Origin of the sequence: Rickettsiales endosymbiont of Trichoplax sp. H2, from assembly GCF_009690945.1 — a bacterium.
GTDB classification, from domain to species: Bacteria; Pseudomonadota; Alphaproteobacteria; order Rickettsiales; family Midichloriaceae; genus Aquirickettsia; species Aquirickettsia rohweri.
Genome location: NZ_NPHZ01000003.1, coordinates 110,943 through 136,558, shown reverse-complemented (window position 1 = coordinate 136,558; position 25,616 = coordinate 110,943). Strand labels below are relative to the sequence as shown.

The following is a 25,616-nucleotide window of genomic DNA, read 5'->3' as shown; positions in this document are numbered from 1 at the left end:
ACTTATGCTGATGTCAGAATATTATAATCATATTGAACTAGAAAAGAAATGGCAGAGAATTTGGGATAATTCTCAATTGTATAAAACAGATGAAAATAATAACAAAGAAAAATACTATGTCTTAGAAATGTTTCTTTATCCATCTGGTAACATTCATATGGGACATGTTAGAAATTATGCAATAGGAGATGCAATTGCTCGGTTTAAAAAGGGAAAAGGATTTAATATATTGCATCCAATGGGTTGGGATGCTTTTGGTTTGCCTGCTGAAAATGCAGCTATTCAAAATAAACTACATCCAGATGATTGGACAATAAAAAATATAAAAGGAATGAAATCTCAGTTGCAATCTTTGGGATTTTCATATGATTGGGATAGAGAGGTCAATACATCTCAACCAAATTACTATAAACATGAACAAGCTATGTTTATTGATTTTTTTGATGCAGGCTTGGCATATCAAAAAAAATCATTAGTAAATTGGGATCCTGTTGATTGTACAGTTTTAGCAAATGAGCAAGTTGTTGATGGAAAAGGATGGAGATCTGGTGCTAAGGTTGAAAAAAGGCAATTAAAACAATGGTTTTTAAAAATAACTCAATATTCAGATGAGTTACTAGAAGAATTAGATAATCTTCCAGATTGGCCTGATAAAGTTAAGATAATGCAAAAAAATTGGATTGGAAAATCAAGTGGAGCAGAAATTAATTTTAAAATAAGTAATTCAGATCAATATATAACAGTTTTTTCAACAAGGCCTGAAACTATTTTTGGTGCTAGCTTTATCTGTATATCTTATGATCATGAATTTGTTAAAAATATAACTGATTCAAAAGAAAAGCTCGACTTTATAAAAAAGTGTAAGTTAAGTTCTGAATCAGAAAATATAGATAATAATATTGAGAAAGAAGGACTTTTTACAGGTTTTTATGTTGAACATCCATACATAAAAAATAAGAAATTACCTATTTATATAGCAAATTATGTATTATCAAATTATGGTACTGGGGCAGTGTTTGGGTGCCCTGCTCATGATGAAAGAGATTTTGAATTTGCACAGAAATATAACTTAGAAATTTTGCCAGTTTTAGTAGACACATCTAATCCACAAACACCTTTGCCTTATATTGACATTCTAGGTAAAGTTATAAATTCTGATTTCTTAAATAATTTAAGTGTAGAAGATGCAAAGATAAAAATATTAAAAAGATTAGAGTCAAATAAAATTGGAAATACAAAAATTACTTATAGATTAAAAGATTGGGGAGTTTCAAGGCAAAGATATTGGGGGTGTCCAATTCCAATTATATATTGCAATAATTGTGGAGTTATTACTGAATTAAAGGAAAATTTACCTATCAAATTACCTAAAGATATATCTTTTGAAAATAAAGGTAATCCTCTTGAAAATCATCCTACATGGAAAAAAGTAAAATGCCATAAATGTAATAGCGATGCTATTAGAGAAACTGATACTTTTGATACTTTTTTTGAATCATCTTGGTATTTTGCAAGATTTTGTGGTTTAGAGGATAAATGCGCGTTTGATAAAAATGTTGCTGAAAAATGGCTTCCTGTTAATCAATATATAGGTGGTATTGAACATGCAATATTACATTTATTATATGCAAGATTTTTTACTAAGGCATTAAGAGATTGCAGTTATTTTAATATAGATGAGCCATTTAAAGGTCTTTTGACGCAAGGTATGATTTGTCATAAGACATTTAAGGATTCACAAAATAACTGGTTGAGCCCAAATCAAGTTTATAAGAAGGGTGATAAGTGGATAATAAAAGATAGTAACGAGATAGCTCAAGATGGTCGTATTGAAAAGATGAGTAAATCAAAGAAAAATACAATAGATCCAACTGATATGATCAATAAATATGGGGCTGATTCTATAAGGTTATTTTTACTTTCTGATTCACCTCCTACTAGAGATTTAGAATGGTCAGATGAAGGAATTGAAGGAAGTTATAAATATTTAAATTCTTTATATAGATTTATTGAGAAATTTATAAGCAATAACGAAGAAAATCTCAATATAGATCCTAAAAAGGAGGAACAATTTAAGAAGTTAATTCATCAAACAATTCATTCAGTAACGCTTAATTTAGAAAATTTTACTTTAAATAAGGCAATTGCAGATATAAGAAAATTTACTAATGAAATTTATGTTAATAATTATTCAAAAGAACTTATAAAAGAATCTTTAGTGATATTAATTAAATTATTGTCAGTTTTTACGCCTCATATTACAGAAGAATTTAACTATATGCTTGGCAATACAGATAGTATATATCTTGCAAAATGGCCTGTAATAGATCAAAGGTTGCTAAATAATGAATCTGTAAAAGTTGCAGTTCAAGTAAATGGTAAAACTAGAGCAATTGTTGAATTACCTATTAATTGTGATCAAAAAAATGCTTTAATTCAAATTAAAACAATTAAAGTACTTGATAAATATTTATTTAATGTCAGTATTAAAAAATTAATATATATAAAAAATAAAATAATAAATTTTGTGGTTTAGTGGGGATGCATAAAATAATTACAGGCCTTTTATCATTTACTTTGTTTAGCCTATGTACAGAAATTTGTTTTTCAGATCAAGGTATGCTGTATAAAGCGAAAAAAAATGGAAAAAACGTTGAGTTTGTAAAAAGTCAAATTGATGAAATGCAACAACAACAAATTGACCAATTGCAAAAATATATTTTTAACCTACAGGATGTTAAAAATAAGCCTCATGCGGTTACAACATTTCAGACTGATGAGTTGGTTGAGCAGATTAAAATGCTAAGAAAGGAAATGGAAGGAGTTAAAAAAGATATACAATCTTTAAAGTATAAGTTAGAAAAATCTTCTAGAGGGTTTGATAGTAAAATTAATAATATAAAATCTCAAATTGATGAGCAAAATAATAATAAACAAATATTAAATTTAATTGATTCTGAGTTGGATGTGTCTAATAACTTAGAATCTAATGATTCTAGAGCAAGAGATTATATAGATTCTGAGCAATTTGAAAAGGATCAAGATGAATATAAAAAAGTTTTGAGCTTAGTAAATAAAAAAGATTATAATTTAGCTTTATTAGAATTGAAGAATTTTATTAAGACTCATCCTGATAGTATATTAAATTCTAATGCATTTTTTTATTTAGGTGAGATATATTATGAAAGAAATAATTATACAGTAGCAGCTATTAATTATTTGAAAGGATTTCAAGCTGACAAAAATGGATCAAGAACTTTAAGTAATCTTACTATGCTTGCGAAATGTTTAAGTAGGATTGGAAATTATGATAAATCTTGTAAGGTTGTAAATTATACCGAGTATAAATATAGTGAAATACCTACTTCAATAAAGCGCACTCTTAATAATATAAAGCAAAGCTCTAAGTGTGAGCAAACATATGTGTATGGATAAAAATTTTTTAAACCTTATATCCTGAATGTATTGATACAATTCCAAAGGAAAGTTTTTTAAAATTAACTGAGAAATAACCAGCATCTTTCATCATAGATCCAAGTTCTTCTGGTGTATAAAATTGATTAATGCTTTCTACTAAATATTCATAAGAATGTTTTGAATTTGTAACTAATGCACCTATTTTAGGTATTACTTTAAAAGAATATAAATCATAAATTTTGTTTATTGATTTGTTATCAATTTTTGAAAATTCTAAGCATAAAAATTTTCCTCCCGGTTTTAGAACTCTAAAAGATTCTTTTAATACATTATTTATATTAGTTACATTTCTTATTCCAAAAGAAATTGTGCAATAATCAAAGGTACTATCATCAAAAGGAATTTTTTCAGCGCTTGCATTAATCCATTTAATTTTGTTTATATGTGTTGTATTGCTAATTTTATTTTTACCTTTATTGAGCATTTCTTGATTTAAATCACAAACAACAACTTGGTTACCATTATTATTAATAAATCTTTTAGCAATATCTCCAGTTCCGCCGGCTAAATCTATTAATGTTTTTTCTCTAAAGCTATCGATTTCTTTAATAAATTTATTTTTCCAACTTCTGTGTAATCCAAAGCTCATTAGATCGTTCATTAAGTCATAATTGTTAGCAACTTTTGTGAAAACATTTTGAACTAATGGTTCTTTTTTGTTTTTGTTAACTTTTTTAAACCCAAAATTGACAGACATATGTGATTAAAAATTGTAAATGGCAGGAGCGAGAGGTTTCGAACCCCCAACCTCCGGTTTTGGAGACCGGTGCTCTACCAGTTGAGCTACACTCCTAATTTAATGTAATTATTAAGTGTATATCAATATTAAGATATTAAATCAATAAAGTGTTAATTATTTAGTTCATTTTTCTAGACAAATAACCTATTAACTATTTAATATAGATTAAACCTACTATCTACAAATTTATATTTTGCTAAAAATAAAAAAGTTATTAAAGGTTATTTCAATACTTGCAACGTTATTGCTTGGTATTCATATTATTGTGATACAGTGGAATTTAAATTTCTTATTTCCACAAATACAAAATTATTTTGACCAAAACTATTCAGTAAAATTTAAGTTATATGGTGAGATAAAATTAAAAATTTTACCCTATCCAAAAGTATCAATAACAAATATTAGATATACAGATAATGAAAATATAAATGATGTTTTTATTCCAAAGGCTCAGGTTAAAATAAATTTATTTAAAATATTTAATAAAAATGAATTATTGGATTTGTATAATATTTCTTTGTACAACGCAAAAATTAAGATTGTTGATCTGGATAATGATGAGTATTATAATATTTTAAAGCAATATATATCTAAGTCGGGAAAGCATTCTTCAAAAGTTTTTTTTAAAGATGCAGAGTTAGAATTTATAGATAAGGATAGTGCTCTTTCTGTCAGAAAATTAAATAATTTAAGCTTTACTTTCAGTAACTCGTATAATCATCATTTGGATTTAAATTCTACGTTTTATTTAAATCAAGATAAATACTTTTTATATATTTCATCTGATGATCTAGATAAGGATCTAAATCCAGATGATATAACAATTTCTTTACAACATAATATGCTGCATTTTATTACTCAACTTAGTAGGGATGCAAAGGTTAATAAATTAAGAGGAGTAGCTAATTTACACTTTCATAATCAAAAAGATAATTTGTCTTCAGATTTTAAAAAGTTAATTGGTCAACAAAATTTTAAGAAAGTCAGTGCAGATGTAGAATTTGATGAGCAAAGTTTGAGAGTTAGTAATTTTACTACAAATGCCGATGATATCAATAATATATCGGGTGAAGCTAAATATTACAGAGAATCTAATATATTAGATGTAAAATTATTAATTGATAAATTAAATATAGATAAGCTTTTTAATAAGTATTATGGTAACAATGATGAGGAAAAAATAAAATTTAATACTATTGATATATTAGATTTTTTAACGAAGAGGAATGATTTTAAGTTTTCCAAATTAATTACATTATCAACAAAACTGAATGTAAAAAATATTACATTAAATAATGATAATATACAAAATTTAAAATTAGATTTTAGTTCTTGGCCTTCTGTACAAACTAAATATAGAAAAATATTAGTTAATAATCTTAGTATGTTATTACCTGGTAACACTGAAATTATTACTAATGGTATCATTAGTAATTCAACGGTGCCAACGTATAGAGGTGAGATTAATGTGATAAGTCAAAATCCAAAGGAGTATATGGATTGGAGATTTAATAAAAAGATGTCTGAAGAATTTAATAATTCTACAGTTTCAATAAAATCTGATATAGTTTTGATGCCCTATGTCTTTCAATTATATAATACACAATTTGCATCAAAAAATACTCAATTTATATCTAGTTTATTAGCTTTAAATTACCCTGGAAAAGACAAATTGCAGTTATATGCTAAGATATCAGCTGATAATATTAATTTGGATGATTTTGATGTTGATGATAAGTTTGATGACATTATATATACTCTTTATTCAAGTGATTATGATAGTTCAGGAGAAAAATTTGATCAGAATACTAATAATCTAAATTTTTTGAGAAATCAAAAAGGATTTAAAAATATTACATTAGAAGTTGGAAAATTAATTTTTAAAAAACAACCGTTTCATAATACACATGTTAATATAGATCTTAGCAAAGATAAGTTAAAAATTGATCATGTAAATATTAAACATAAATTTGGCAAATATTCAGGCACATTTTTACTAAATTTACCAGGTCTTAAGCCATCAATAGAAGTGGACTTGTATTTTACTGAATTACATGATCAATTTTTATACTTAATTTTACCTAAACAAGAAAAGTTTTATCAAAGATATAAGAGTGAGCTTGCAGGCATAGGAAAGGAAAAAACTAATGTAAGTGATATTAATTTTTTCAGTATTGGAAATTTTAATGGAAATTTTAATTGTGTAGTAGATAAATTATATTTTAAAGACATATTATTCAATAAATTTTTATTAAAAGGGGAAGTGAAGGATAGAGATATTAATTTTAAGAATATTAGTGCAAGTGGGTTTAATGGAGAAATTAAAGCTAATGGATATATTTCAACAATAAGGCCAGTTATCATGATGAAACTTGGGGTAGGTTTAGGTAATGTTGATCCAAGTTTAATTTTAGAAAAATTATTAAATTATAAAAATTATTCAGGATATGTAACGACAAAAGGTATTTTTTCATCTAAAGGTGTTAATTATGAAGAGATTAAGCAAAATTTAGGAGGTACATTGAATATTATTGGTAAGAATATAGTTTATAATGGTTTAGGACTTGATGAATTAGCTGATTTACCACAATTAAAAACCAATCTTAATTATAAATTAAAAAGATTAAATTATTATTCAAGGTATGGTGAAACTAAATTTAATGATGTGAGTGGTATAATTAATATAGAAAACTATCTTGCTCAAATAACAAATCTTAAATTAGATAATGATAGGCTAACAGGATTGAACAGTTTAGTGTATTCATTTTTAGATAATTCATTAAGTGCTAATTCAAAATTTTCATTTATTCCAACTCAAAATAGTAGTCCTATAGTTATAGATATTACTAATTCAGGAACTTTAGCAAAGACTAAAACAACCATAAATATATCTGAACTAGAAAATTATCTCAGAAAAAATTCGGACTAAAATTGTCTAGGTATTATTAATCATAGCTATTCAATAAAAAACTTGCACAACTATAAATTGAGTATTACTGTTAAGATAGTGTGTAAATTTAAAATTGTAACACTAAAATTATTTTAAAAATTTTTAGAGGAGAGATATGAGTACAAATAATAAGCCTGTAGCAGCAAGTTTTATTCAAAAATTAAATGGTCAAGGGTTGGTGGATTTTCAACCATATGTATTGGATATGGAAGATCAATTTTTCGAGTTAAAAGTTATTATCACAGAACTTCCTGATTCAAAAATTGGATCACTTATACACACCCAAGATAATAAAGCTATTGTAAAAAATAAATCGTATTCAATAGAGAAAGTAAAGTATGTTGCAAAGTCAGGAGAAGAACAGAAAGAAGTAATTTTTAGTTACTATATTGTTGATAGCCAAAGTGATAAAAGTTTAACAAAAACCGTTACCATCAATGAATTTGAGCAAAAGAAAACAGACCAGGAATCTGATTTAATAGGAACACAATATGATAATATTCTTATTGCTGATGCATATAAAGGATATAAAATCTGGGGAGCAGGAGGTAATGATACACTTGCTGGAAATTTAGGAGAAAATATTTTTGTTATTAGCAATAGTAGTAATCATGTTAATACTACTACCACAGAAATACGTAATTTTGAATTAAATGAAGATAAAATTGATTTATCACAATTAACTTGTGTTCAGAGTATTGGAGATTTAAAAATTGATTCTAAGGGCGCAAGTACAGAAATTACAATTAAAGAGAGTCTAATGTATCCTCAAACAATAATTCTTTCAAAAATTATTCCAAATAGTATTAAAGAAAAGTCAGATGAGATATTTATTTTCAATGCAAATAATAATGAAGTAGCATATATATGTGATGTAGAGAAAGAAGTAGAGAAGGGTTTTTGGGATATTGAGTGGCCATCATTTGTTAAGGGAGCTAGTATACCTACGGTGGTATCAATTATATCAACAGGAGTGCATATTTATAATTGTATAACAGGTAAATATGCAAAAAATGGTGAAGCAACTAATGTATTGGATGTGTCTAGGGATCTTTCAGTTCGCAGTGATAATTCTGCGTTTGAACATAAAGTGCCTATTGGTATTACTTTTGAAGAAGATAAGGATATAGATTTAATAACCTTAAAAGATTCAAATACAAATTTTGCCTATGATGGAGTTTTATCAAAAACATCGTGGGTTGGTAAAAGTGATGGAATATTATTTTATGATTATGACGGCTCTAAAGTTGCTAATGACAATAAAATAGTTATGACAAGTTGGAGCAAAAATGCAAAAACAGATTTTGAGGCGTTACTTGAGGCTTTTGATAGTAATGAAGACAAAGTTTTTGATAAAGGTGATGAAAAATTTGATGAATTTTATGTATGGCAAGATAAGGATAGTAATGGTGTAGTTGATGAGGGAGAGTTAAAGTCTTTCAATGAGCTTTGGTGTCCAATCTATTAATTTTAACACTGTTGTGCCAGCAAATGATGAGCAATTAGAACAAGGGATATTAAATATTGCCAGTGTTGAATGGGAAGATGGTAAAATAACTAAAGTATATGACTTAATATTTCAAGTTGAAGAAATAGTTATTTAATTAGTGAAGCAGTTATGCGTTGCGAGAGCTAAATATCTGCTCTCGCAATAATTCAAAGATTTATATTGATTGTTATTGTTTATGATGTTTCAATAATTTAATAAATAATATTTATTAAGCTAGTGGGTATGATAAATTATCAAAATATAAGAGATCTATTTTCTAATTTAGAAAATAATAATTCAGCTGAATTTTTTAAAAATGTTGCAGATAATGTTGAATGGAAAGTTATGGGGCAACACCCTCTTGGAGGACTTTATAACAGTAAAGAATCTTTTTTAGAAAGTACATTTCATAGATTAAATAAGATTTTAAAAGATGGAGTTATATTAAAAGTTAATGATATTTTTATTGATGAAAGAAAAAATGTTGCAATTGTCGAGATGGATTCTATTTCCATTGCTAAGGATGGTAAGCCGTTTGATAATATTTATTGTTGGATAGTGCATTTTAATGATCAAGTAATTACAAAAGTTCATGCATATGTAGATTCCGCGCTTGTTAAGCAACTAATTGAAGAAAATGAGTAGATAAATTTATTATTATATTAAAATTTTACTTTCAACCCCTTGAAATATAATAAATAGCATATATATCAATTTCATATTTATAAGTTAATTATTTTTCGAGGTAAAAATGAATTTTCAACCATTACATGACAGAGTACTAGTTGAGAGACTAGAACAAGAAAATAAAACTGAGAGTGGAATTATTATTCCTGATACAGCTAAAGAAAAGCCAATGCAGGGAAAAGTAATAGCTGCTGGTAAAGGTATTAAAGATGAAAAGGGCAATGTTTCTCCTTTAGATGTAAAAGTAGGTGATAAGATTTTATTTGCTAAATGGGGTGGTACAGAAGTCAAACTTGAAGGTAAAGAATATCTTATTATGAAAGAATCGGATATCTTAGGAATAGTTTAATAATTAAAATAGGAGTTTAAAATGACAGCTAAAACAATTGATAAAGGAACAAAAGCTAGAGATAAGTTATTAAGAGGTATTAGAGTTGCTGCTGATACAGTTAGTGTTACACTTGGTCCAAGAGGAAGGAATGTAATAATTGAAAAATCATTTGGGGCACCTAAAATTACTAAGGATGGTGTATCTGTTGCAAAAGAAATTGAATTAGAGGATAAAGTAGAAAATTTAGGTGTACAAGTGTTAAAGGAAGCAGCTAATAAAACAAATGATAGAGCGGGTGATGGCACTACAACAACAATTGTACTTGGCGAATCAATTGCCAGAGAAGGTGTAAAAGCAGTCACAGCTGGTATGAATCCAATGGATTTAAAAAGAGGAATTGAAGCTGCAAGTGAAAAAGTTCTAGCAGAAATTAAAAAAAGGTCTCGTAATATATCTTCATCTGCTGAAATTGCTCAGGTTGCTACTATCTCTGCAAATGGTGATTCAGATATTGGTACAAAAATAGCGAAAGCATTTGAAAAAGTTGGAAAAGACGGAGTTATTACTGTTGAAGAAGCAAATAAAAGCGATGCATTTGAAGTGGATGTTGTTGAAGGTATGAATTTTGATAGAGGATATATTTCACCATATTTTGTTACAAATTCAGAAAAAATGACATGTGAATTGGAAGATGCTTATATATTAGTATTTGAAAAGAAAATCAGCAATTTACAACAAATGTTAAAACTTCTTGAAGAAGTAGTTCAATCTTCAAAGCCACTTTTAATTATAGCAGAAGATATTGAAGGTGAAGCATTAGCAACTTTAATTGTCAACAAATTAAGGGGTGGCTTAAAAATTGCAGCTGTTAAAGCCCCAGGTTTCGGAGATAGACGCAAGTCAATGCTTGAAGACATATCAATATTAACTGGTGCTCAATTAATTAGTGAGGATTTAGGTCATAAATTAGAAAATGTTACTTTAAGTGATCTTGGAACTGCAAAGAAAGTTCTGATTTCAAAGGATGATACTACTATAGTAAATGGAGCAGGTGAAAAATCTAATATTAAAGCTCGTTGTGATCAAATTAAATCTCAAATTGCTGAAACAACATCTGATTATGATAAGGAAAAGCTTGAAGAAAGGCTTGCTAAATTAGCTGGTGGTGTTGCAGTATTAAAAGTGGGTGGTATTACGGAAGTTGAAGTTAAAGAAAAGAAAGATAGAGTGGAAGATGCTTACCATGCGACTAAAGCAGCAATAGCTGAAGGAATAGTACCAGGTGGAGGTAGTACATTATTATATGCTTCTAAAATTCTTGAAGGTATGAAAGGTAAAAATCCAGATGAAACAGTGGGGATTGAAATTGTCAAAAAAACTTTATCAGCTCCAATTCGTAAAATTCTTGAAAATGCTGGATTAGAAAGTGCATTGATAGTTGAGAAACTTTTAGAAAAGAATAATTCTACAATGACTTATGATGCTCAAAATCACGAGGTTGTTGATGCTTTCAAAAAAGGTATTGTAGATCCTACAAAAGTCGTGAGAAATGCTCTTCAAAGTGCCGCATCTGTTGCATCATTATTGGTTACTACTGAAGCTACAGTTTGTGATACACCAAATAAAAAAGATGATTCCATGCCAGCAGGTGGTGGTATGCCGATGGGTGGTATGGGAGGAATGGGTGGTATGGGAATGTAATTTCCATAATCTCTCATTATATCAAAATTTTATTCTAATACTAGAAAGCTTCAGGACTGTTTCTTGGAGCTTTTTTATTTTATAATTTATAGAAAAATCTAGATTGCATAATATCTCAAGATATTTTAATATCAGCACATAAATCATTACTATTGTTGTAATAAATTTTAAAAACTTTAAAATAAAATAATGTTAAAATATATAGCTAGGAAAATTTTTGGTAATAGAACTGACAAGATAGTGAAGTCTCTAAAACCAATTTTAAATGAAGTAAATAAATTAGAAGAAAAAATAAGTATTCTTTCAGATAATGAACTTAAGGCAAAAACACTGGAATTCAAAGAAAAGTTAAAAAAAGGTGCATCTATAGATAGCATAACTTCAGAGGCATTTGCTGTTGTAAGAGAAACAGCAAAAAGAGTTTTGGGGGAAAGACATTATGATGTTCAGATTTTAGGGGGGTTAGTATTACATAAAGGAATGATCTCTGAAATGAAAACTGGTGAAGGAAAAACTTTAGTTTCTTCATTGCCAGCTTACTTAAATTCTTTAACAGGAAAAGGAGTTCATATTGTAACGGTAAATGATTATTTAGCTAAAAGAGACTCTGAATGGATGGGTAAAATATATAAATTTCATGATTTAAGTGTTGGATGCTTAGTTAATGATACACCTGAGGAAGAAAGAAAAAAAGTATATCAATGTGATATTGTTTATGGGACTAATAATGAATTTGGCTTTGATTATTTAAGAGATAATTTAAAGCATAATATTAAATCACTCGTTCAAAGAGAGTTTAATTTTGCAATTATAGATGAAGTAGATAGTATTTTAATTGATGAAGCAAGAACACCATTAATTATATCTGGACCATCATTTAGTAGCACCGAATTATATGTGAAAATAAATAATATAGCATCAATTTTACACGATGATGAATATGAATTAGATGAGAAGAACAAGACAGTTTTGCTTACTGATAAAGGTAATGAGCGATGTGAAAAGTTAATAAAGGACATGGGGTTAATCAAAAAGGATAGCAGTTTATATGATATTGAGAATATGGATGTTGTACACCATTTAAACCAAGCAATAAAAGCTCATAAAATTTTTAAATTAGACACTGATTACATCGTTAAAGAAGGTAAGGTTTTAATTATTGATGAATTTACTGGTAGAATTATGGATGGAAGAAGGTATTCTGAAGGCCTTCATCAAGCCATTGAGGCAAAAGAAAATGTTTCAATTCAACAAGAAAATCAAACACTAGCTTCTATAACTTTTCAAAATTATTTTAGAATGTATCCAAAGTTATCTGGTATGACTGGTACGGCTATAACTGAGGCTCAAGAATTTTTAAGTATTTATAATCTTGAAGTAGTTCAAATTCCTACGAATATTCCTGTTACAAGAGTTGATGAGCATGATGTGATATATAAGACAGAGAATGCTAAGAATAATGCAATAATTTCTGAAGTTGAAAAAGTACATAGTAAAAAACAACCTATTTTAATAGGAACTGTAAGCATTGAGAAATCAGAATTAATTTCAAAGCTTTTAAAGAAAAAAGGGATTAAGCATAAAGTTTTAAATGCAAAATTTCATGAACAAGAGGCTGAAATAATTGCACTTGCAGGTCAGCTTGGAGCAGTGACAATAGCTACTAATATGGCAGGAAGAGGCACTGATATAAAATTAGGAGGTAATGAAGAAGTAGTAATTAAAGAAAAATTAGGAGAAAAAAATTTAAATGAGAGGGAAATTGATAAAATTAAGCAACAAGTTGAATCTGATAGAAAAAAAATGTTAGACATAGGAGGCTTATTTGTTATTGGAACTGAAAGGCATGAATCTAGAAGAATTGACAATCAATTGCGCGGAAGATCTGGAAGACAAGGAGATGCTGGTAGAACAAAATTCTTTTTATCCTTAGAAGATGATTTAATGAGAATTTTTGGTTCAGTTAAAATAGGTAATTTTTTAGGTAAGTTAGGTCTTAAAGATGATGAGGCTATTGAGCATCCATGGATTAATAAATCTTTAGCAAAAGCTCAACAAAAAGTTGAATCTAGGAACTATGAGATTAGAAAAAATTTGTTAAAATTTGATGATGTCATGAATGAACAAAGAAAGGTTATTTATGAGCAAAGAATTCAAATAATGAAAGAGCAAAAATTTGACGATATTTTAATTGATAAAGTTCATATACATAATAAATACTTAATCGATAAATTTGTACCTGATAAATCATATAAAGAAGAATGGCAAATAAAAGAGTTAATCCATGAAATTCATAGAATTTATAACATAAATTTAGTTATTAATGATGATTTAAGTAAAAAAGATATATTAAAAAATTTAAATGATGAGACGTCAAAAATCTTCAAAGTCAAGAAAGATGAATTCGGTGAAGATATTTTTAATGAGGCTTTAAAAAGAATATTTTTGTTGACTTTAGATCAGCTATGGAAAGAACACCTACATGCTTTAGATAGGTTGAAAGCAGGCATAAATTTAAGAGCATATGGACAAAAAGATCCTTTAAATGAATATAAATTTGAGGCATTTAAATTATTTGAAGATATGTTTTTAGAGTTAGATGAAAATATTATAATTACATGTGCTAAAATTCAGATATCACATGAACTTGGTGATATGGATAATTTAGACTCAAGTGATAATGTATTTGAAACGAAAAAAGATTATAACTTACTATCTGGTCAAAAAAAGTCAGGAGGTAATGTAAAAACGCCTAATGTAGTCAATAATAAATTTGAAATGGATCCTAAAAATCCAGCTACTTGGGGTAAAATTTCTAGAAATGCATTATGTCCATGTGGCTCAAGTAAAAAATATAAATACTGTCATGGTAGCATAATATGAATTTAATCACTAATAAGCAGGTTTATAAGAAAAGCTATTGATGATATTAAGTAATAGGAAATAGTCAATAACAGAACCGAATATTCAACAATAAAATTACTCAACAATATTAGAGTCAAAAGGCGGCTGTGATCCATGCTTGATTTTAAATGCTTCACATTTACTTATAGGTGTTTTAGGTCTTGAAACTATGATAATATTTGCTATAAATCAATCTTTTTGGATTTATAGCAAATAAAGTTCATTATAATAAAATCTTATAGTTCGGTGTTGAAGTTATTATGTGCTTCATGACCATCCATTTCTTTCACAATACTCATCACTTGATCTTTGATTTGTGTGAAATAATCTTCAGAAAGTTTTAATAGTGATTCTTTATTATCAATAGAATCATTGCACATATTTGATAATGATTCAGGGAGATTTGGGTTTAATCTATGATAATGTGGGAAAATCTCCGAAGCTTCCATTTCACTTGCAGAAGATGTAGCTTCCTGCACAAGAGAGAGGAATAAGTGTTGTTTTATTTTCCAGTCATTTTCTCCGTAACCACTCATTTTATCCATAATATTAGACGATTTTTCTTTTCCTGTGCCTAAAGAGAAAATTTGCAAATCTGATGCATTGAAGTTACTGTTATGTTTTAGAAAATCTGCAGCTGTAAACAAGGCAGGGTTTTTAGCATATACTCCACCATCTACATCATAATAAATCTTATCATCAGGTCCAACGGTTTTTTTAGGTGCAAAAGCCGTAGGATATGCAATGGACGCTTCTACTGCATCTCTAACATAGAAATCTTTATTAGGGTTATCTTTTGCTGAATATGTAGACCATATATGCGGTGCTGAATTATTTAGAGAATATGAAAGAACGCTCAGGGGTTTTAATGTTTCGCTCAATTTTAAGTCTGTAGCGATTTTTTTTACCGTATTGTATATGTTAGTAGTTTCGTATTTTGGAGCAACTAACCCGTCGTGTGATTCTAGTTTGTACTCCTCGCTGGTTTGGCACCAATTTTTTGCATCTAAAAAGATAGAGCAAACTTCCGATGCAGAATATTTAGCTCCTCCCTCTGCATTTGGGACCAAAAGTGCAGATGCAATGATACTTCCTGCAGAGGTTCCCACGACATGGTCAAAATATTCGTGAACTTCCTTTCCTGTTGCTTTGACAAATTGTTTTAGAAAGCACGCAGGAATTATCCCCTTCATACCACCACCATCTATTGATAATATCTTATAATATTTTTTAGCCATTAAACACCTCGAACAATTGTTATAATATATTGATGGTATACATATATTTATTTGTTGCAAATAATTTATTAGTTGAAAATAAGCATTGCCTGTACTGGAGCTTTTAACCATTTCTCTGAGTTATAGCATTACCACTATCACCTCCACTCGCAATGACTATATCGCTAATAAAACTGCATTTAAGTGTTCCTGTATAATAGTTTTTTGCTTTTTATAAAACAATTCTTATCTGCAGTTCGGTAATTTCCTTAGATATTAAAGTTTCGGGTTTGGCGTTGTTGTATCCGTTGGTATAGGATAGCAATAAATTTCTGCATCCTGAAGATACTGAATGTTGATTAGACGTGAAGAAAATGTATAATGCATTGCATTCATTAGTAATTCATATGCATTCTCTGCATTTCCAATTGTTGAAATATCGGTGTTCTCAAGAGAGTCTATAATTTCTTCAAAATCAGGAGGACAGATATGTAAGTTGTTTTTATTAGCAGCGATTACTTCTTCAACAGCAGCTTTTTCATCATCTTTACTAAGATTTTTTCCAAAAACATCCTGAACTTTTTTAGTATATTCCTTACATCCAGAGTTTTCCACACTATCAAAACCAATAGATATTTCTTGATCAGCTTCAGCACCAACTTCAAATTCCATAGGTTTTTTATCTCCATCATTGGAAGCATCAAATACTTTGCTTCCTTGAACATCATCAATTTGGAAAAGTGGAACTCCATTAGCATCATATATTATATCACCTCCAAGTGCTTTTTTAGCATGGAATACAATAGGATCATTATTGTTTTCATTATTAAAATCTGACATTTTGTACCTCTTAATAAGTTATAATTGATATTCGTAACACCACTTACTTTTAGTATTAATGTTTAATAAGTAGTATGAATTCTTTGATATATTTTGATTTTGTATTCTATCTTATTAGCTTCTAGAAGCTAATCCTGCATAATCTACAAGTTATTAAGATAGATGTGTTATGAATTATCCATTATCATCTCACCCTCCTCACTTGGTTTAAGTTTTGTATATAACTTTATGCCACTATGCTATAAATTTTTATACCTAGAAGTCAATATATTTGGTGATCAATAGTAGTTTAATTATTATTTATTAGTAAATTTTTGAGTAATATAATTATCGACTAATTTGATGAATTCTTGTGTGATATTGTTGCCTCTTAGAGTGTTAGTTTTTTTACTATCTGTATAAACTACTGCTACAGGATTTTCTCCATCACCTGGTAAGCTTATCCCTATATCTGCGTGTTTACTTTCCCCTGGGCCGTTAACTATACAACCCATAACGGCAATTTTAAGTGATTCTACGTTTTTATATTTATTTTTCCAATAGATCATATTTTCATCTATATATTTTTGAATATCTTGAGCGAGTTGTTGAAAATATGTGCTTGAAGTTCTTCCACATCCTGGGCATGCTGAAATTTGTGGAGCAAAATCTCTGATTTCTAAGGATTGTAAGATTTCTTGACATAATTTTACTTCTGTAGTTCTAGATTCGCCTACTTTAGGTGTGAGCGATGCTCTAATTGTATCTCCAATCCCCTCTTGTAACAATGTAGATAAAGCAGCTGTGGTGGCTGTGACTCCTTTAATTCCAATTCCAGCTTCGGTTAATCCTAGGTGCAAAGGGTAGTTACATTTCTTTGATAATTCTCTATATACAGATATAAGGTCTTGCACTTTTGAAAGCTTTGCAGATAATATAATTTTATTGCTATCTAAACCAATTTCTTCGGCTTTCTTTGCACTTTGAAGTGCTGACTCTATAATTGCTTTTCTCATGATGTAATCGGCAGATTTTGGCAAGTTTAATTTAGCATTTTTATCCATTAAATCTGCCAACAAATACTGGTCTAAACTACCCCAATTAACCCCAATTCTGATTGGCTTTTTATTTTTTATTGCAAGCTCAATAATTTTTTCAAAATTTTTATCACGCTTATTTTTAAAACCCACATTGCCTGGGTTAATTCTATATTTTGCAAGTAATTTAGCGCAATCAAGAATTTCTGACAATAAAGTATGCCCATTATAATGAAAGCATCCAACTACTGGTATATTTAGATTTTTCCTATCTAATTCGTTTATTATTTTTGGTATCGCTCTTGCAGCCTCAATATCATTTACTGTGACTCTAACAATTTCTGAACCAGCATTATGTAACTCGATAATTTGAGTAATGGTAGCTTTAATGTTTTGTGTCGGTGTATTAGTCATCGATTGTACTACAATAGGGTTTTTACCTCCTATTAATATATTTCCTACCTTTACCTCAAGTGTTGATTTTCTTATTATTTTTTGAAGTCCTACCATTAAAAATTTTTATATTATTGTTTATAATTAACCATTTATTGAAGCCTTGTGTGTTGATATAGTATAACACTTAGCTTTTTAATAAAAGTGCAAATTTATGTTTTTTTAAAAAATTTAAAACATATAGTAATAAAGCTATAATATTGTTATATTAGCGTCTGTATTATTTTTAAAACATAATGATAAGAAGATTTATTCTAAAACTTTTTATTTTACTAGTAATAATATTGTTACCATATTATTACCTAAAAAATAAGGGTTATTTAGTATTAATAAAAGATTTTGCATACAATAATTTTAGTAAATTTGGTGAGTTAAAGAAGATAGATATTTCTGGTAATTATTTGCTATCTGAACAATTTTTAATAGGTTATATCAATATAAAAATAGGTCAAAAATTATATGATATATCACCTGATAATATTAGGTATAGGTTACTTGAATTAAATGAAATAAAAGAAGCTAATGTAAGTATTAACTATTCTGGAATAATAAAAATTAATATTATAGAAAGAAAACCTTTTGCTATATGGTGGAATCAAAATTTACCTATATTAGTTGATGATGAAGGTAATGAAATATTGAAGATTTCAGATTTAAAAAAGTATAAAAATCATGTCATAATTTTTGGACAAAATTTTCACAATAAATTAAAAATATTTCTTGATTTATTTAAACAATTTTCATTATATAATGAAACTAAAAGTTTACATTACATTGGTAATAGGAGATGGGATGTATATATTGAAAATGATGTTGTGATAAAATTGCCTGAAAAGAATATTGATATTGCTCTTAAAAAGTCAGAAGAAGTCTTAAAGAGATTTAAATATAAAGACAGAATTGCTATAATAGACTTAAGGCTATATCCTAAAAAAATTTTTTTAAAATTAAAAAATAATATATGATTAAAGGCAAAAATATAATTACTATTTTAGATATAGGGAGTGCTAAAATAAGTTGCTTTATTATTAAGAAGATTTATGCAGATAATTATGAAGTGTTAGGAGTATCTCAAACTGCTTCATTTGGTGTAAAATCAGGTATGGTAGTTGATTTAGAGTCAGCAAGAAATTCTATAGTTAAAGCTGTTGAGATTGCAGAAAAAATGGCTTCTATAACAGTAAGAAGTGTATATGTTAGTTTAAACTCTTCATATCTTATTTCTGAAAGAAGTTCAGCGGATGTTTTGCTATCTAATCAAGAAGTTACTGTTAAAGATTTAAATAAAATATTATTTAAAGTTCTTGGGAGATTTAATAAACAAGAAGTTGAAATAGTTCATACTTTTCCATATGAATATATATTAGATGGTAATAGAGGAATTTTTCACCCTCTAGGTTTATATGGTAATAAACTTACAGGGTTTTTTCATATTATAAGTGTTCCAATAAATTATATTGTGAACATCGCTAAATGCCTTGAGTTATGTCAGTTAAAGATTGAAGGATATATATCTAGTGGGTATGCTTCAGGAATTGCATGTTTAAAAAGTGAAGAAATGGAATTTGGTTGTGCGCTAATTGAAATTAATGGTGGGTCTTCAACTATATCATTATTTTTTAATGATAAAATTATCTTTACTGATGGTGTGCCATTTGGTGGTATTAATATCACAAAAGATTTAGCAAAAGTATTTAACTTAGAAATGAGTATAGCTGAAAAAATAAAAAGTACTAATGGTTCAATGATTCAATTAGGAAGTAGTTCATTAAGCAATAATATTAAAATTGATGCCGATACGCTAAATGATCAAGATTATTTTATTGATCAAAATGAATTAAATGATGTGATTATTGCTAGAATGAGGGAGATTTTAACATTATTAAAAGTTAAATTAGAAGATAATGATATGATGGAATTGGTTAATAAGATAGTATTTACTGGTGGATGTGCTCAATCTTTAGGTATGAAAGAGTTAATTGAAGAGGTCTTTAATGTAAAAACAAGAATTGGGATTCCAAACAATCAACAAGGTATACCTGATGAATTCTTAAAAACTGGTTTTGCTGTACCTATAGGTATGATAAAATGTATTAGTGATATGAACCATCATAAAAAAAATTTATTAGAGGACAAGCAAGGCATGTTCAAATCAACTTGGACATGGCTTAAAGAAAATTTTTAGAGATAGTTTATATATCTAAAATAACTATAGCTAAATAACTTTAATTGAAGTACGTTGAGAGAGGATCGAAATGTGGTAACCCCACATGAACGACGAGCGAAGCTGTAATTAAATTACAAGGAATTAGCTATATTTGGATAAAAAAGGGTGATAAAAAAAATAATACATAATTATAGAATAATATCTCCTTTGTTATGTTTATATGATGGAAGTATACATGTTGCTATAAGGTCTTTTGATTACGAAGGAATAGATTATTTGTTATTAGTTGATATAGAAAATTTAAATACAAAATTAGCAAAAGCTAAAAATTGTTACCCGAGGAAGAATGATAAAGAAGGAAGATATTTTGAGTTCAGAGATTTCTCAAGTAGTAGATACCATCAAATTCTAAATCAATATAATATTATAGAAAATAATATTAAAGATAACCAAGGTCTAAAAAGCATTAATAAATCAGAAGGAGTCTTTATTTCAATAGATATGTGTCCTTCAATTAATAAAATAGAAAAGAATTTATTTGTTAAACTAAAAGAAAAATCTAAGTTAAACAAAGTACATATATCGATAGCAATAAGTGGATTATGGATTATACAGAATAAAGAGGATTTCATTTGGTTACAATCTCTTAAGGAAGATGATTTCATTATTACATGGGTAAATCATAGTTTTACACATAGATATTATAAAGACGTAGATATGGAGAACAATTTCTTACTCTTATCAGATACAGTTGTTCAATCTGAAATTTTAGATATAGAAAGAATTCTAATTGAGCATGGAGAAGTACCTTCAATATTTTTTAGATTCCCTGGATTAATTTCGGATGAAAAATTTGTTGAAGTATTAAAAAAATATGGTTTAGTACAATTAGGTGCACGTGCTTGGATTTCTAAAATGAAAAAAGATGAAAATATAGAAAAAGGTGATATTATTTTAATTCACGGTAATGGTAACGAAGAAAGAAAAGCTCTAGAGGAACTTTACAAATTTATTAAGGATACTAATTTAAAGTTTTTAAATTTAGAAGATGAAATAAAATATGAATAATAGAAACTACATACTAAATACAGGCTCTGAAACAGAGCATAGATTGAGTATATTAGAAAAAATTTATGGGGAATATACGACTAAATTATTTCAAGAGATAAATTTTCAAAAAGGAATGAAAGTAGCTGTAATAGGTTGTGGTTCTGGTTCAGGTATAGAGCAAATATATAAAAAAATAGGAAAGGATGGTCGTATATTATGTGTAGATATTAGTCCTGAGCAAACCTCCTTAACAAAAAATATATTAGAGTCTAAAGGAATTAATAATGTGGACTATGTAGTAGCGGATATAGAAGAGTATATTGGTAATAGTGATTATGATGTAGTGTATTGTAGGTTTGTGCTTATACATCTGCATAATCCAATTATAGCGTTAAAAAACATGTTAAGTTTTATAAAAGAAAAAAGCACTATCGCTTGTGAAGAGCATAGTTATGAGGATATTTTTAATTACCCCACTTCAAATGCAATTGATAAATACAAAACACTATTAAAGAAAATCAGCAATATATTGAAGTTAGATTATGCTTTTGGTAAAAAATTATATTATGAAATGAATTTATTGGATATTGATATTTCATATGTCAAAAAGTGTGTGCCTTTATGCAATTCCTATGATCAAAAAACATTGTTATTACTGTCTTTGATAGAAGAGAAGAATCACTTTATTAGCCAAAATTTATTAAGAGAGGGAGAAATAGAGGGAATGATTCAAGAAATGAAAACAATTGCAAAGAAAAAAGAAATAATACAAAGTCCAGGAAGTGTTTTTCAATGTATAGGAAAAAAGAAATCAAATCATTAGCTTAGAATTCTTTCTAACTGAATTTTAGGAATTCTTCCTTTCCTAAGTATTTTATATTTTTCATTATTAGTAAATTCAATAATGGTTGAAGCAGTTAAACAATTATCACTTAATTCTTTATTGTCTTTGATAATGAAATTTACTTTATTTTGAAACTCTTTAATAATTTCATCTAAAGAGTTAATATTTTTTTGATTAGAAATATTTGCACTTGTTGCAATAATTGGTTTATTTATAGATTGGCAAATAGATTGTATTAATTTGTTTTTTGGAACTCTAATAGCAATTTTTTGATTATTCTTTAAAAGATTAGGAAGATTTTTATGAGTATTTTTAATCCTAGATACTAAGGTTAGAGCCCCTGGCCAGAATTTATTTGCTAGACTTAATTCTTTCTTATAAAAATTAGCATATAAGCTAGCCATTTTTGTATTGGACATAAACATGGGTAAGGTTTTATCTAGAGGTCTATGTTTTAGTGTATAAATTTTTTGTATTGCTTCTATATTTGTTGCATCGCATGATAGTGCATAAATTGTATCAGTAGGAATGCAAATAATCTTGCCTTGATTGAATGCGCTATATATTTCTTCTAGATTATCTTGTGAAAGTATTACTGATTTATTCTTCATAAAATTTATGAGTACACCACGACAGTAGCAATTATGATAACCCAAACTAAAGTAAATGGTAAGAACACTTTCCATCCCAATCTCATTAACTGGTCATACCTAAATCTTGGAATTGAAGCTCTAACCCATATAAAAATAAAGAGACAGAACATGACCTTCAATATAAACCAAATAAAGCCAGGAATAAAATTCAAAAACTCTAATTTAAAAGGAGGTAACCATCCTCCCATAAATAATAAAACTGCAAATGAGCTCATTAATATCATATTTGCATACTCTCCTAGAAAAAATAATGCAAATGGCATTGATGAATACTCTACATTATATCCAGCAACTAATTCTGATTCTGCTTCAGGTAAATCAAAAGGATGCCTATTTGTTTCAGCTAATATGGAAATAAAAAATACTATAAACATAGGAAAGAGTAATAAATCCATGTAAAGAGGCATTTCTTTTTGGGCATTAATTATATCTACTAAATTTAATGAGCCAGTTGTAAGTAATACACAAACTATACAAAGACCAATTGCAATTTCATATGATACCATTTGAGCAGCTGATCTTATTGCTCCTAAAAAAGCATATTTAGAGTTACTAGCCCATCCTGCAATAATAACCCCATAAACTCCTAAAGATGATATTGCTAGAATATACATGACACCAATATTCAAATTTGCTATGACAAAATTATCAATGGGGATAGTAGCCCACCCGATCATAGCAAGTGAAAAGGTAATAATAGGTGCAAGTAAAAATAAAATTTTATCAGAACCAGCTGGTATTATTGGCTCTTTAAATATTAATTTTACTGCGTCTGCGATGGGTTGTAATAAACCTAAAAAACCTGTCCTATTTGGACCTTTCCTTAATTGTATCCAGCCTATTACCTTTCTTTCAGCTAAAGTTAGGTATGCAACTGACAGAAGTAACGGTATTAGCAGTAATAAAATCTTTAATATTATTGGCAATATAACGCTTAAAAGGTTTGATATAAATTCCAACATTCTACAAAAAATTTTTATTTAAACTTAGCATATAAAACTCTATAAGGTTAATATTTTTTTTATTAACTTCTTTTCATCATTAATTTCTACCGCATAATCAATAACTGTAGTAAGTTTATGAAATTTTTTATCTATCCTAACAAAATCTTTTTTTGTAGTTAATATATTGCAATGAAATTTTGTAGCTTCCTTATATAAACTTTCAAGCTCTTGGCTTGAAAAATTATAATGATCTGGAAAGAAATAACTTTTTAGTATATTTGCTTTTAAGTTTTTAGCTGTTTTTACAACCCTTTCTGGTTGTGCAATTCCACATAAAAGAATAAATTTTTTCCCTGATATTTCTTCTGGATTTTTTATTATTGTATTTTGAAAAAATAATAACTTATCAGATAAATTGAAATTTTTTCTTAAGGCAGTGTTTTTACCAGAAGTTATAATTATGTCTGCCTTTCTAATACTTGTTTTTAAACTTTCTCTTAGTGGTCCAGCAGGTATAAGCAAATTATTTGCATCATGATTAAAAATTCTATTATTAATTGCCAAAATAGAAATATCTTTATTGATAGAATTATTTTGAAAACCGTCATCTAATATAATAGTCTCAGCTCCATCTTTTTGAGCAAGCTCTATTGCTAATTTTCTTTTGTTAGAAATGTAAACAGGAAAGTGCTTTGCAATCAATAGTGCTTCATCCCCAACTTCTTTGCAAGTGTGTTTATTTAAACTAACTTTAATTGCATTGCTATTATTACTTAGATTACCTTTATAACCTTTAGCCACAACAGCTATTTTTAATTTTGTGTTTTGAGATAGTAATTCAGCTAATCTAATAACAATAGGTGTTTTTCCTGCTCCACCTGAAATAGAATTACCAACACATATTATTTTACTATTAAATTTAATTGGTGTTTGATAAAAGTAATATCTTAAATTTCTAATTAAGCTATAAAGAATAGATAATGGTAATAACATGTAATTGATTAAGCTAACTTTAGACCACAAAGAGTTTTGTATATAGTTTGCTAGTTTATCAGTGAGATTCATGTTTATTCTTCTTTTATTATCCAGCCACCACCAAGAACTCTATCTTTATCATACATTACACACGCTTGACCAGGTGTTATTCCATAATAAGAAGATTCTAAAATTACATCTGCTATGCCACCACCTAAGTATTTAACTTCAGCATTAATTTCTTTATGATTTGACCTTAACCTTACTGAACATGGTATGTCTTTTTCTAAAGCTTCATCATTAGATAACCAATTTAGCTCTTTTATTTTAAGTTTAGTGGATTTTAAATCTTCTTTTTCTCCTACTATAACTTTATTAGTTATTGGGTCAATTTTTATTACATACAAAGGTTTATCACTTGAAATTCCAATGCCTTTACGTTGTCCTATAGTAAAATTTATTATACCATTATGCATTCCCAATTTATTTCCACTTAAATCAACTATTTCCCCTTCTACATATGACTCTGGTTTTAATTTTTTTATGATTTCAGAATAATTGCCATTTGGTACAAAGCATATATCTTGGCTTTCAGGTTTGTCAGATGTATTTAAATTATATTTTTTTGCAAGTTTTCTAGTTTCATCTTTTGTATAACTTCCAAGAGGGAATTCTAAAAAATCAAGTTGTTTTTTAGTTGTAGTAAATAAAAAGTAACTTTGATCTTTATTTTGATCAACTCCTTTTAGAAGAATATGTTCATTATTTACTTTAGCTTTTCTAACATAATGTCCAGTTGCTAAAGCTTTTGCTCCTAAATTTTTTGCAGTTTTATATAAGTCTTCAAATTTTACTTTTTGATTACATTTTACACATGGTATAGGGGTTTCACCTTTTATATAACTTTCAGCAAAATCTTCAATTACCTTTTTACTAAATAGGCTTTCGTAATTTAATACATAATGAGGTATGCCAATTTTATCCGCAGCAACTTTTGCATCATAAATATCTTGTCCAGCACAACAAGCGCCTTTTTTAACTGCCATTTCTCCCACATCATAAAGTTGTAACGTAATACCTATAACTTCATAATTTTGTTCATAAAGTATTGCTGCAACAGTAGAGCTATCAACTCCACCTGACATAGCTACTACTACTTTATCTCTCATTTTTAAAGAC

Annotated in this window: 21 protein-coding genes and 1 tRNA gene; 13 read left to right on the top strand and 9 right to left on the bottom strand. The window is 28.0% G+C overall.

From position 1 onward, the window contains the following. Positions 1-10 precede the first annotated feature (10 nt). Positions 11-2,536, top strand: coding sequence for a leucine--tRNA ligase (gene leuS, locus h2es_RS04330; RefSeq protein WP_154511733.1), 2,526 nt, complete (start codon positions 11-13; stop codon positions 2,534-2,536). A 5-nt stretch (positions 2,537-2,541) separates the two neighbouring features. Then, complete coding sequence (locus h2es_RS04325) at positions 2,542-3,435, top strand: tol-pal system YbgF family protein (RefSeq protein ID WP_154511731.1); 894 nt, start codon at positions 2,542-2,544, stop codon at positions 3,433-3,435. Between the two features lie 7 nt (positions 3,436-3,442). On the opposite strand, the gene ubiE is transcribed toward h2es_RS04325, so the two are convergent. Beyond that, a complete protein-coding gene (gene ubiE, locus h2es_RS04320) occupies positions 3,443-4,174 on the bottom strand; it encodes a bifunctional demethylmenaquinone methyltransferase/2-methoxy-6-polyprenyl-1,4-benzoquinol methylase UbiE (protein ID WP_154511729.1) in 732 nt (243 codons plus the stop codon). 20 nt (positions 4,175-4,194) lie between these two features. After that, positions 4,195-4,270 (bottom strand) — tRNA-Trp (locus h2es_RS04315). 139 nt (positions 4,271-4,409) lie between these two features. Here h2es_RS04315 and h2es_RS04310 point away from each other — a divergent pair. The 7 genes from h2es_RS04310 to secA all read left to right on the top strand — a co-directional run bounded on the left by h2es_RS04310 (position 4,410) and on the right by secA (position 14,257). Continuing rightward, the gene (locus tag h2es_RS04310) at positions 4,410-7,145 is read left to right on the top strand and encodes an AsmA family protein (protein WP_154511727.1); all 2,736 of its coding nucleotides are present in this window, start codon (positions 4,410-4,412) and stop codon (positions 7,143-7,145) included. Positions 7,146-7,281: 136 nt separating this feature from the next. Then, positions 7,282-8,634, top strand: coding sequence for a M10 family metallopeptidase C-terminal domain-containing protein (locus h2es_RS04305; RefSeq protein WP_154511725.1), 1,353 nt, complete (start codon positions 7,282-7,284; stop codon positions 8,632-8,634). After that, on the top strand, positions 8,609-8,770 hold the full coding sequence (locus h2es_RS04300; protein ID WP_154511723.1) for a hypothetical protein: 162 nt from the start codon (positions 8,609-8,611) through the stop codon (positions 8,768-8,770). Before h2es_RS04305 ends, h2es_RS04300 begins: the two co-directional genes overlap by 26 nt. Positions 8,771-8,898: 128 nt before the next feature. Beyond that, a complete protein-coding gene (locus tag h2es_RS04295; RefSeq protein WP_154511721.1) occupies positions 8,899-9,300 on the top strand; it encodes a nuclear transport factor 2 family protein in 402 nt (133 codons plus the stop codon). Between the two features lie 106 nt (positions 9,301-9,406). After that, positions 9,407-9,691 (top strand): co-chaperone GroES, encoded by a 285-nt coding sequence (groES, locus tag h2es_RS04290; protein ID WP_126044137.1) that lies wholly within the window; start codon positions 9,407-9,409, stop codon positions 9,689-9,691. A 21-nt stretch (positions 9,692-9,712) separates the two neighbouring features. Further along, entirely contained in the window at positions 9,713-11,374 is a 1,662-nt protein-coding gene (groL, locus tag h2es_RS04285) for a chaperonin GroEL (protein WP_154511719.1), read from the top strand. Between the two features lie 189 nt (positions 11,375-11,563). Then, positions 11,564-14,257, top strand: a complete 2,694-nt coding sequence (secA, locus tag h2es_RS04280) for a preprotein translocase subunit SecA (protein ID WP_154511717.1) — start codon at positions 11,564-11,566, stop codon at positions 14,255-14,257. Between the two features lie 257 nt (positions 14,258-14,514). On the opposite strand, the gene h2es_RS04275 is transcribed toward secA, so the two are convergent. The 3 genes from h2es_RS04275 to ispG form a co-directional block, all read right to left on the bottom strand. Beyond that, on the bottom strand, positions 14,515-15,627 hold the full coding sequence (locus h2es_RS04275; protein WP_154511715.1) for a patatin-like phospholipase family protein: 1,113 nt from the start codon (positions 15,625-15,627) through the stop codon (positions 14,515-14,517). A gap of 144 nt (positions 15,628-15,771) precedes the next feature. Beyond that, the gene (locus h2es_RS04270; protein ID WP_154511713.1) at positions 15,772-16,335 is read right to left on the bottom strand and encodes a hypothetical protein; all 564 of its coding nucleotides are present in this window, start codon (positions 16,333-16,335) and stop codon (positions 15,772-15,774) included. 296 nt (positions 16,336-16,631) lie between these two features. Continuing rightward, positions 16,632-17,861: a flavodoxin-dependent (E)-4-hydroxy-3-methylbut-2-enyl-diphosphate synthase gene (gene ispG / locus h2es_RS04265; RefSeq protein WP_154511711.1), complete on the bottom strand. Its 1,230-nt coding sequence runs from the start codon at positions 17,859-17,861 to the stop codon at positions 16,632-16,634. 179 nt (positions 17,862-18,040) lie between these two features. On the opposite strand from ispG, the gene h2es_RS04260 reads away from it, so the two are divergent. From h2es_RS04260 to h2es_RS04245, 4 genes are all read left to right on the top strand, one after another. Continuing rightward, the gene (locus h2es_RS04260; protein ID WP_154511709.1) at positions 18,041-18,769 is read left to right on the top strand and encodes a cell division protein FtsQ/DivIB; all 729 of its coding nucleotides are present in this window, start codon (positions 18,041-18,043) and stop codon (positions 18,767-18,769) included. Further along, a complete protein-coding gene (gene ftsA, locus h2es_RS04255) occupies positions 18,766-19,989 on the top strand; it encodes a cell division protein FtsA (protein WP_154511707.1) in 1,224 nt (407 codons plus the stop codon). The genes h2es_RS04260 and ftsA overlap by 4 nt, the downstream gene beginning before the upstream one ends. A 147-nt stretch (positions 19,990-20,136) precedes the next feature. Then, a complete protein-coding gene (locus h2es_RS04250; RefSeq protein ID WP_154511705.1) occupies positions 20,137-21,039 on the top strand; it encodes a polysaccharide deacetylase family protein in 903 nt (300 codons plus the stop codon). After that, on the top strand, positions 21,032-21,844 hold the full coding sequence (locus tag h2es_RS04245) for a class I SAM-dependent methyltransferase (RefSeq protein WP_154511703.1): 813 nt from the start codon (positions 21,032-21,034) through the stop codon (positions 21,842-21,844). The genes h2es_RS04250 and h2es_RS04245 overlap by 8 nt, the downstream gene beginning before the upstream one ends. On the opposite strand, the gene h2es_RS04240 is transcribed toward h2es_RS04245, so the two are convergent. The 4 genes from h2es_RS04240 to mnmA are packed head-to-tail and all read right to left on the bottom strand — an operon-like array spanning position 21,841 to position 25,606. Beyond that, positions 21,841-22,476 (bottom strand): L-threonylcarbamoyladenylate synthase, encoded by a 636-nt coding sequence (locus h2es_RS04240; protein ID WP_162298366.1) that lies wholly within the window; start codon positions 22,474-22,476, stop codon positions 21,841-21,843. The two genes, h2es_RS04245 and h2es_RS04240, sit on opposite strands and share 4 nt — an antisense overlap. A gap of 5 nt (positions 22,477-22,481) precedes the next feature. Beyond that, a complete protein-coding gene (nuoH, locus tag h2es_RS04235; protein WP_154511701.1) occupies positions 22,482-23,480 on the bottom strand; it encodes an NADH-quinone oxidoreductase subunit NuoH in 999 nt (332 codons plus the stop codon). 39 nt (positions 23,481-23,519) lie between these two features. After that, complete coding sequence (lpxK, locus tag h2es_RS04230; protein ID WP_154511699.1) at positions 23,520-24,527, bottom strand: tetraacyldisaccharide 4'-kinase; 1,008 nt, start codon at positions 24,525-24,527, stop codon at positions 23,520-23,522. A 2-nt stretch (positions 24,528-24,529) separates the two neighbouring features. Further along, the gene (mnmA, locus tag h2es_RS04225; protein WP_154511923.1) at positions 24,530-25,606 is read right to left on the bottom strand and encodes a tRNA 2-thiouridine(34) synthase MnmA; all 1,077 of its coding nucleotides are present in this window, start codon (positions 25,604-25,606) and stop codon (positions 24,530-24,532) included. Between the last annotated feature and the right edge of the window lie 10 nt (positions 25,607-25,616).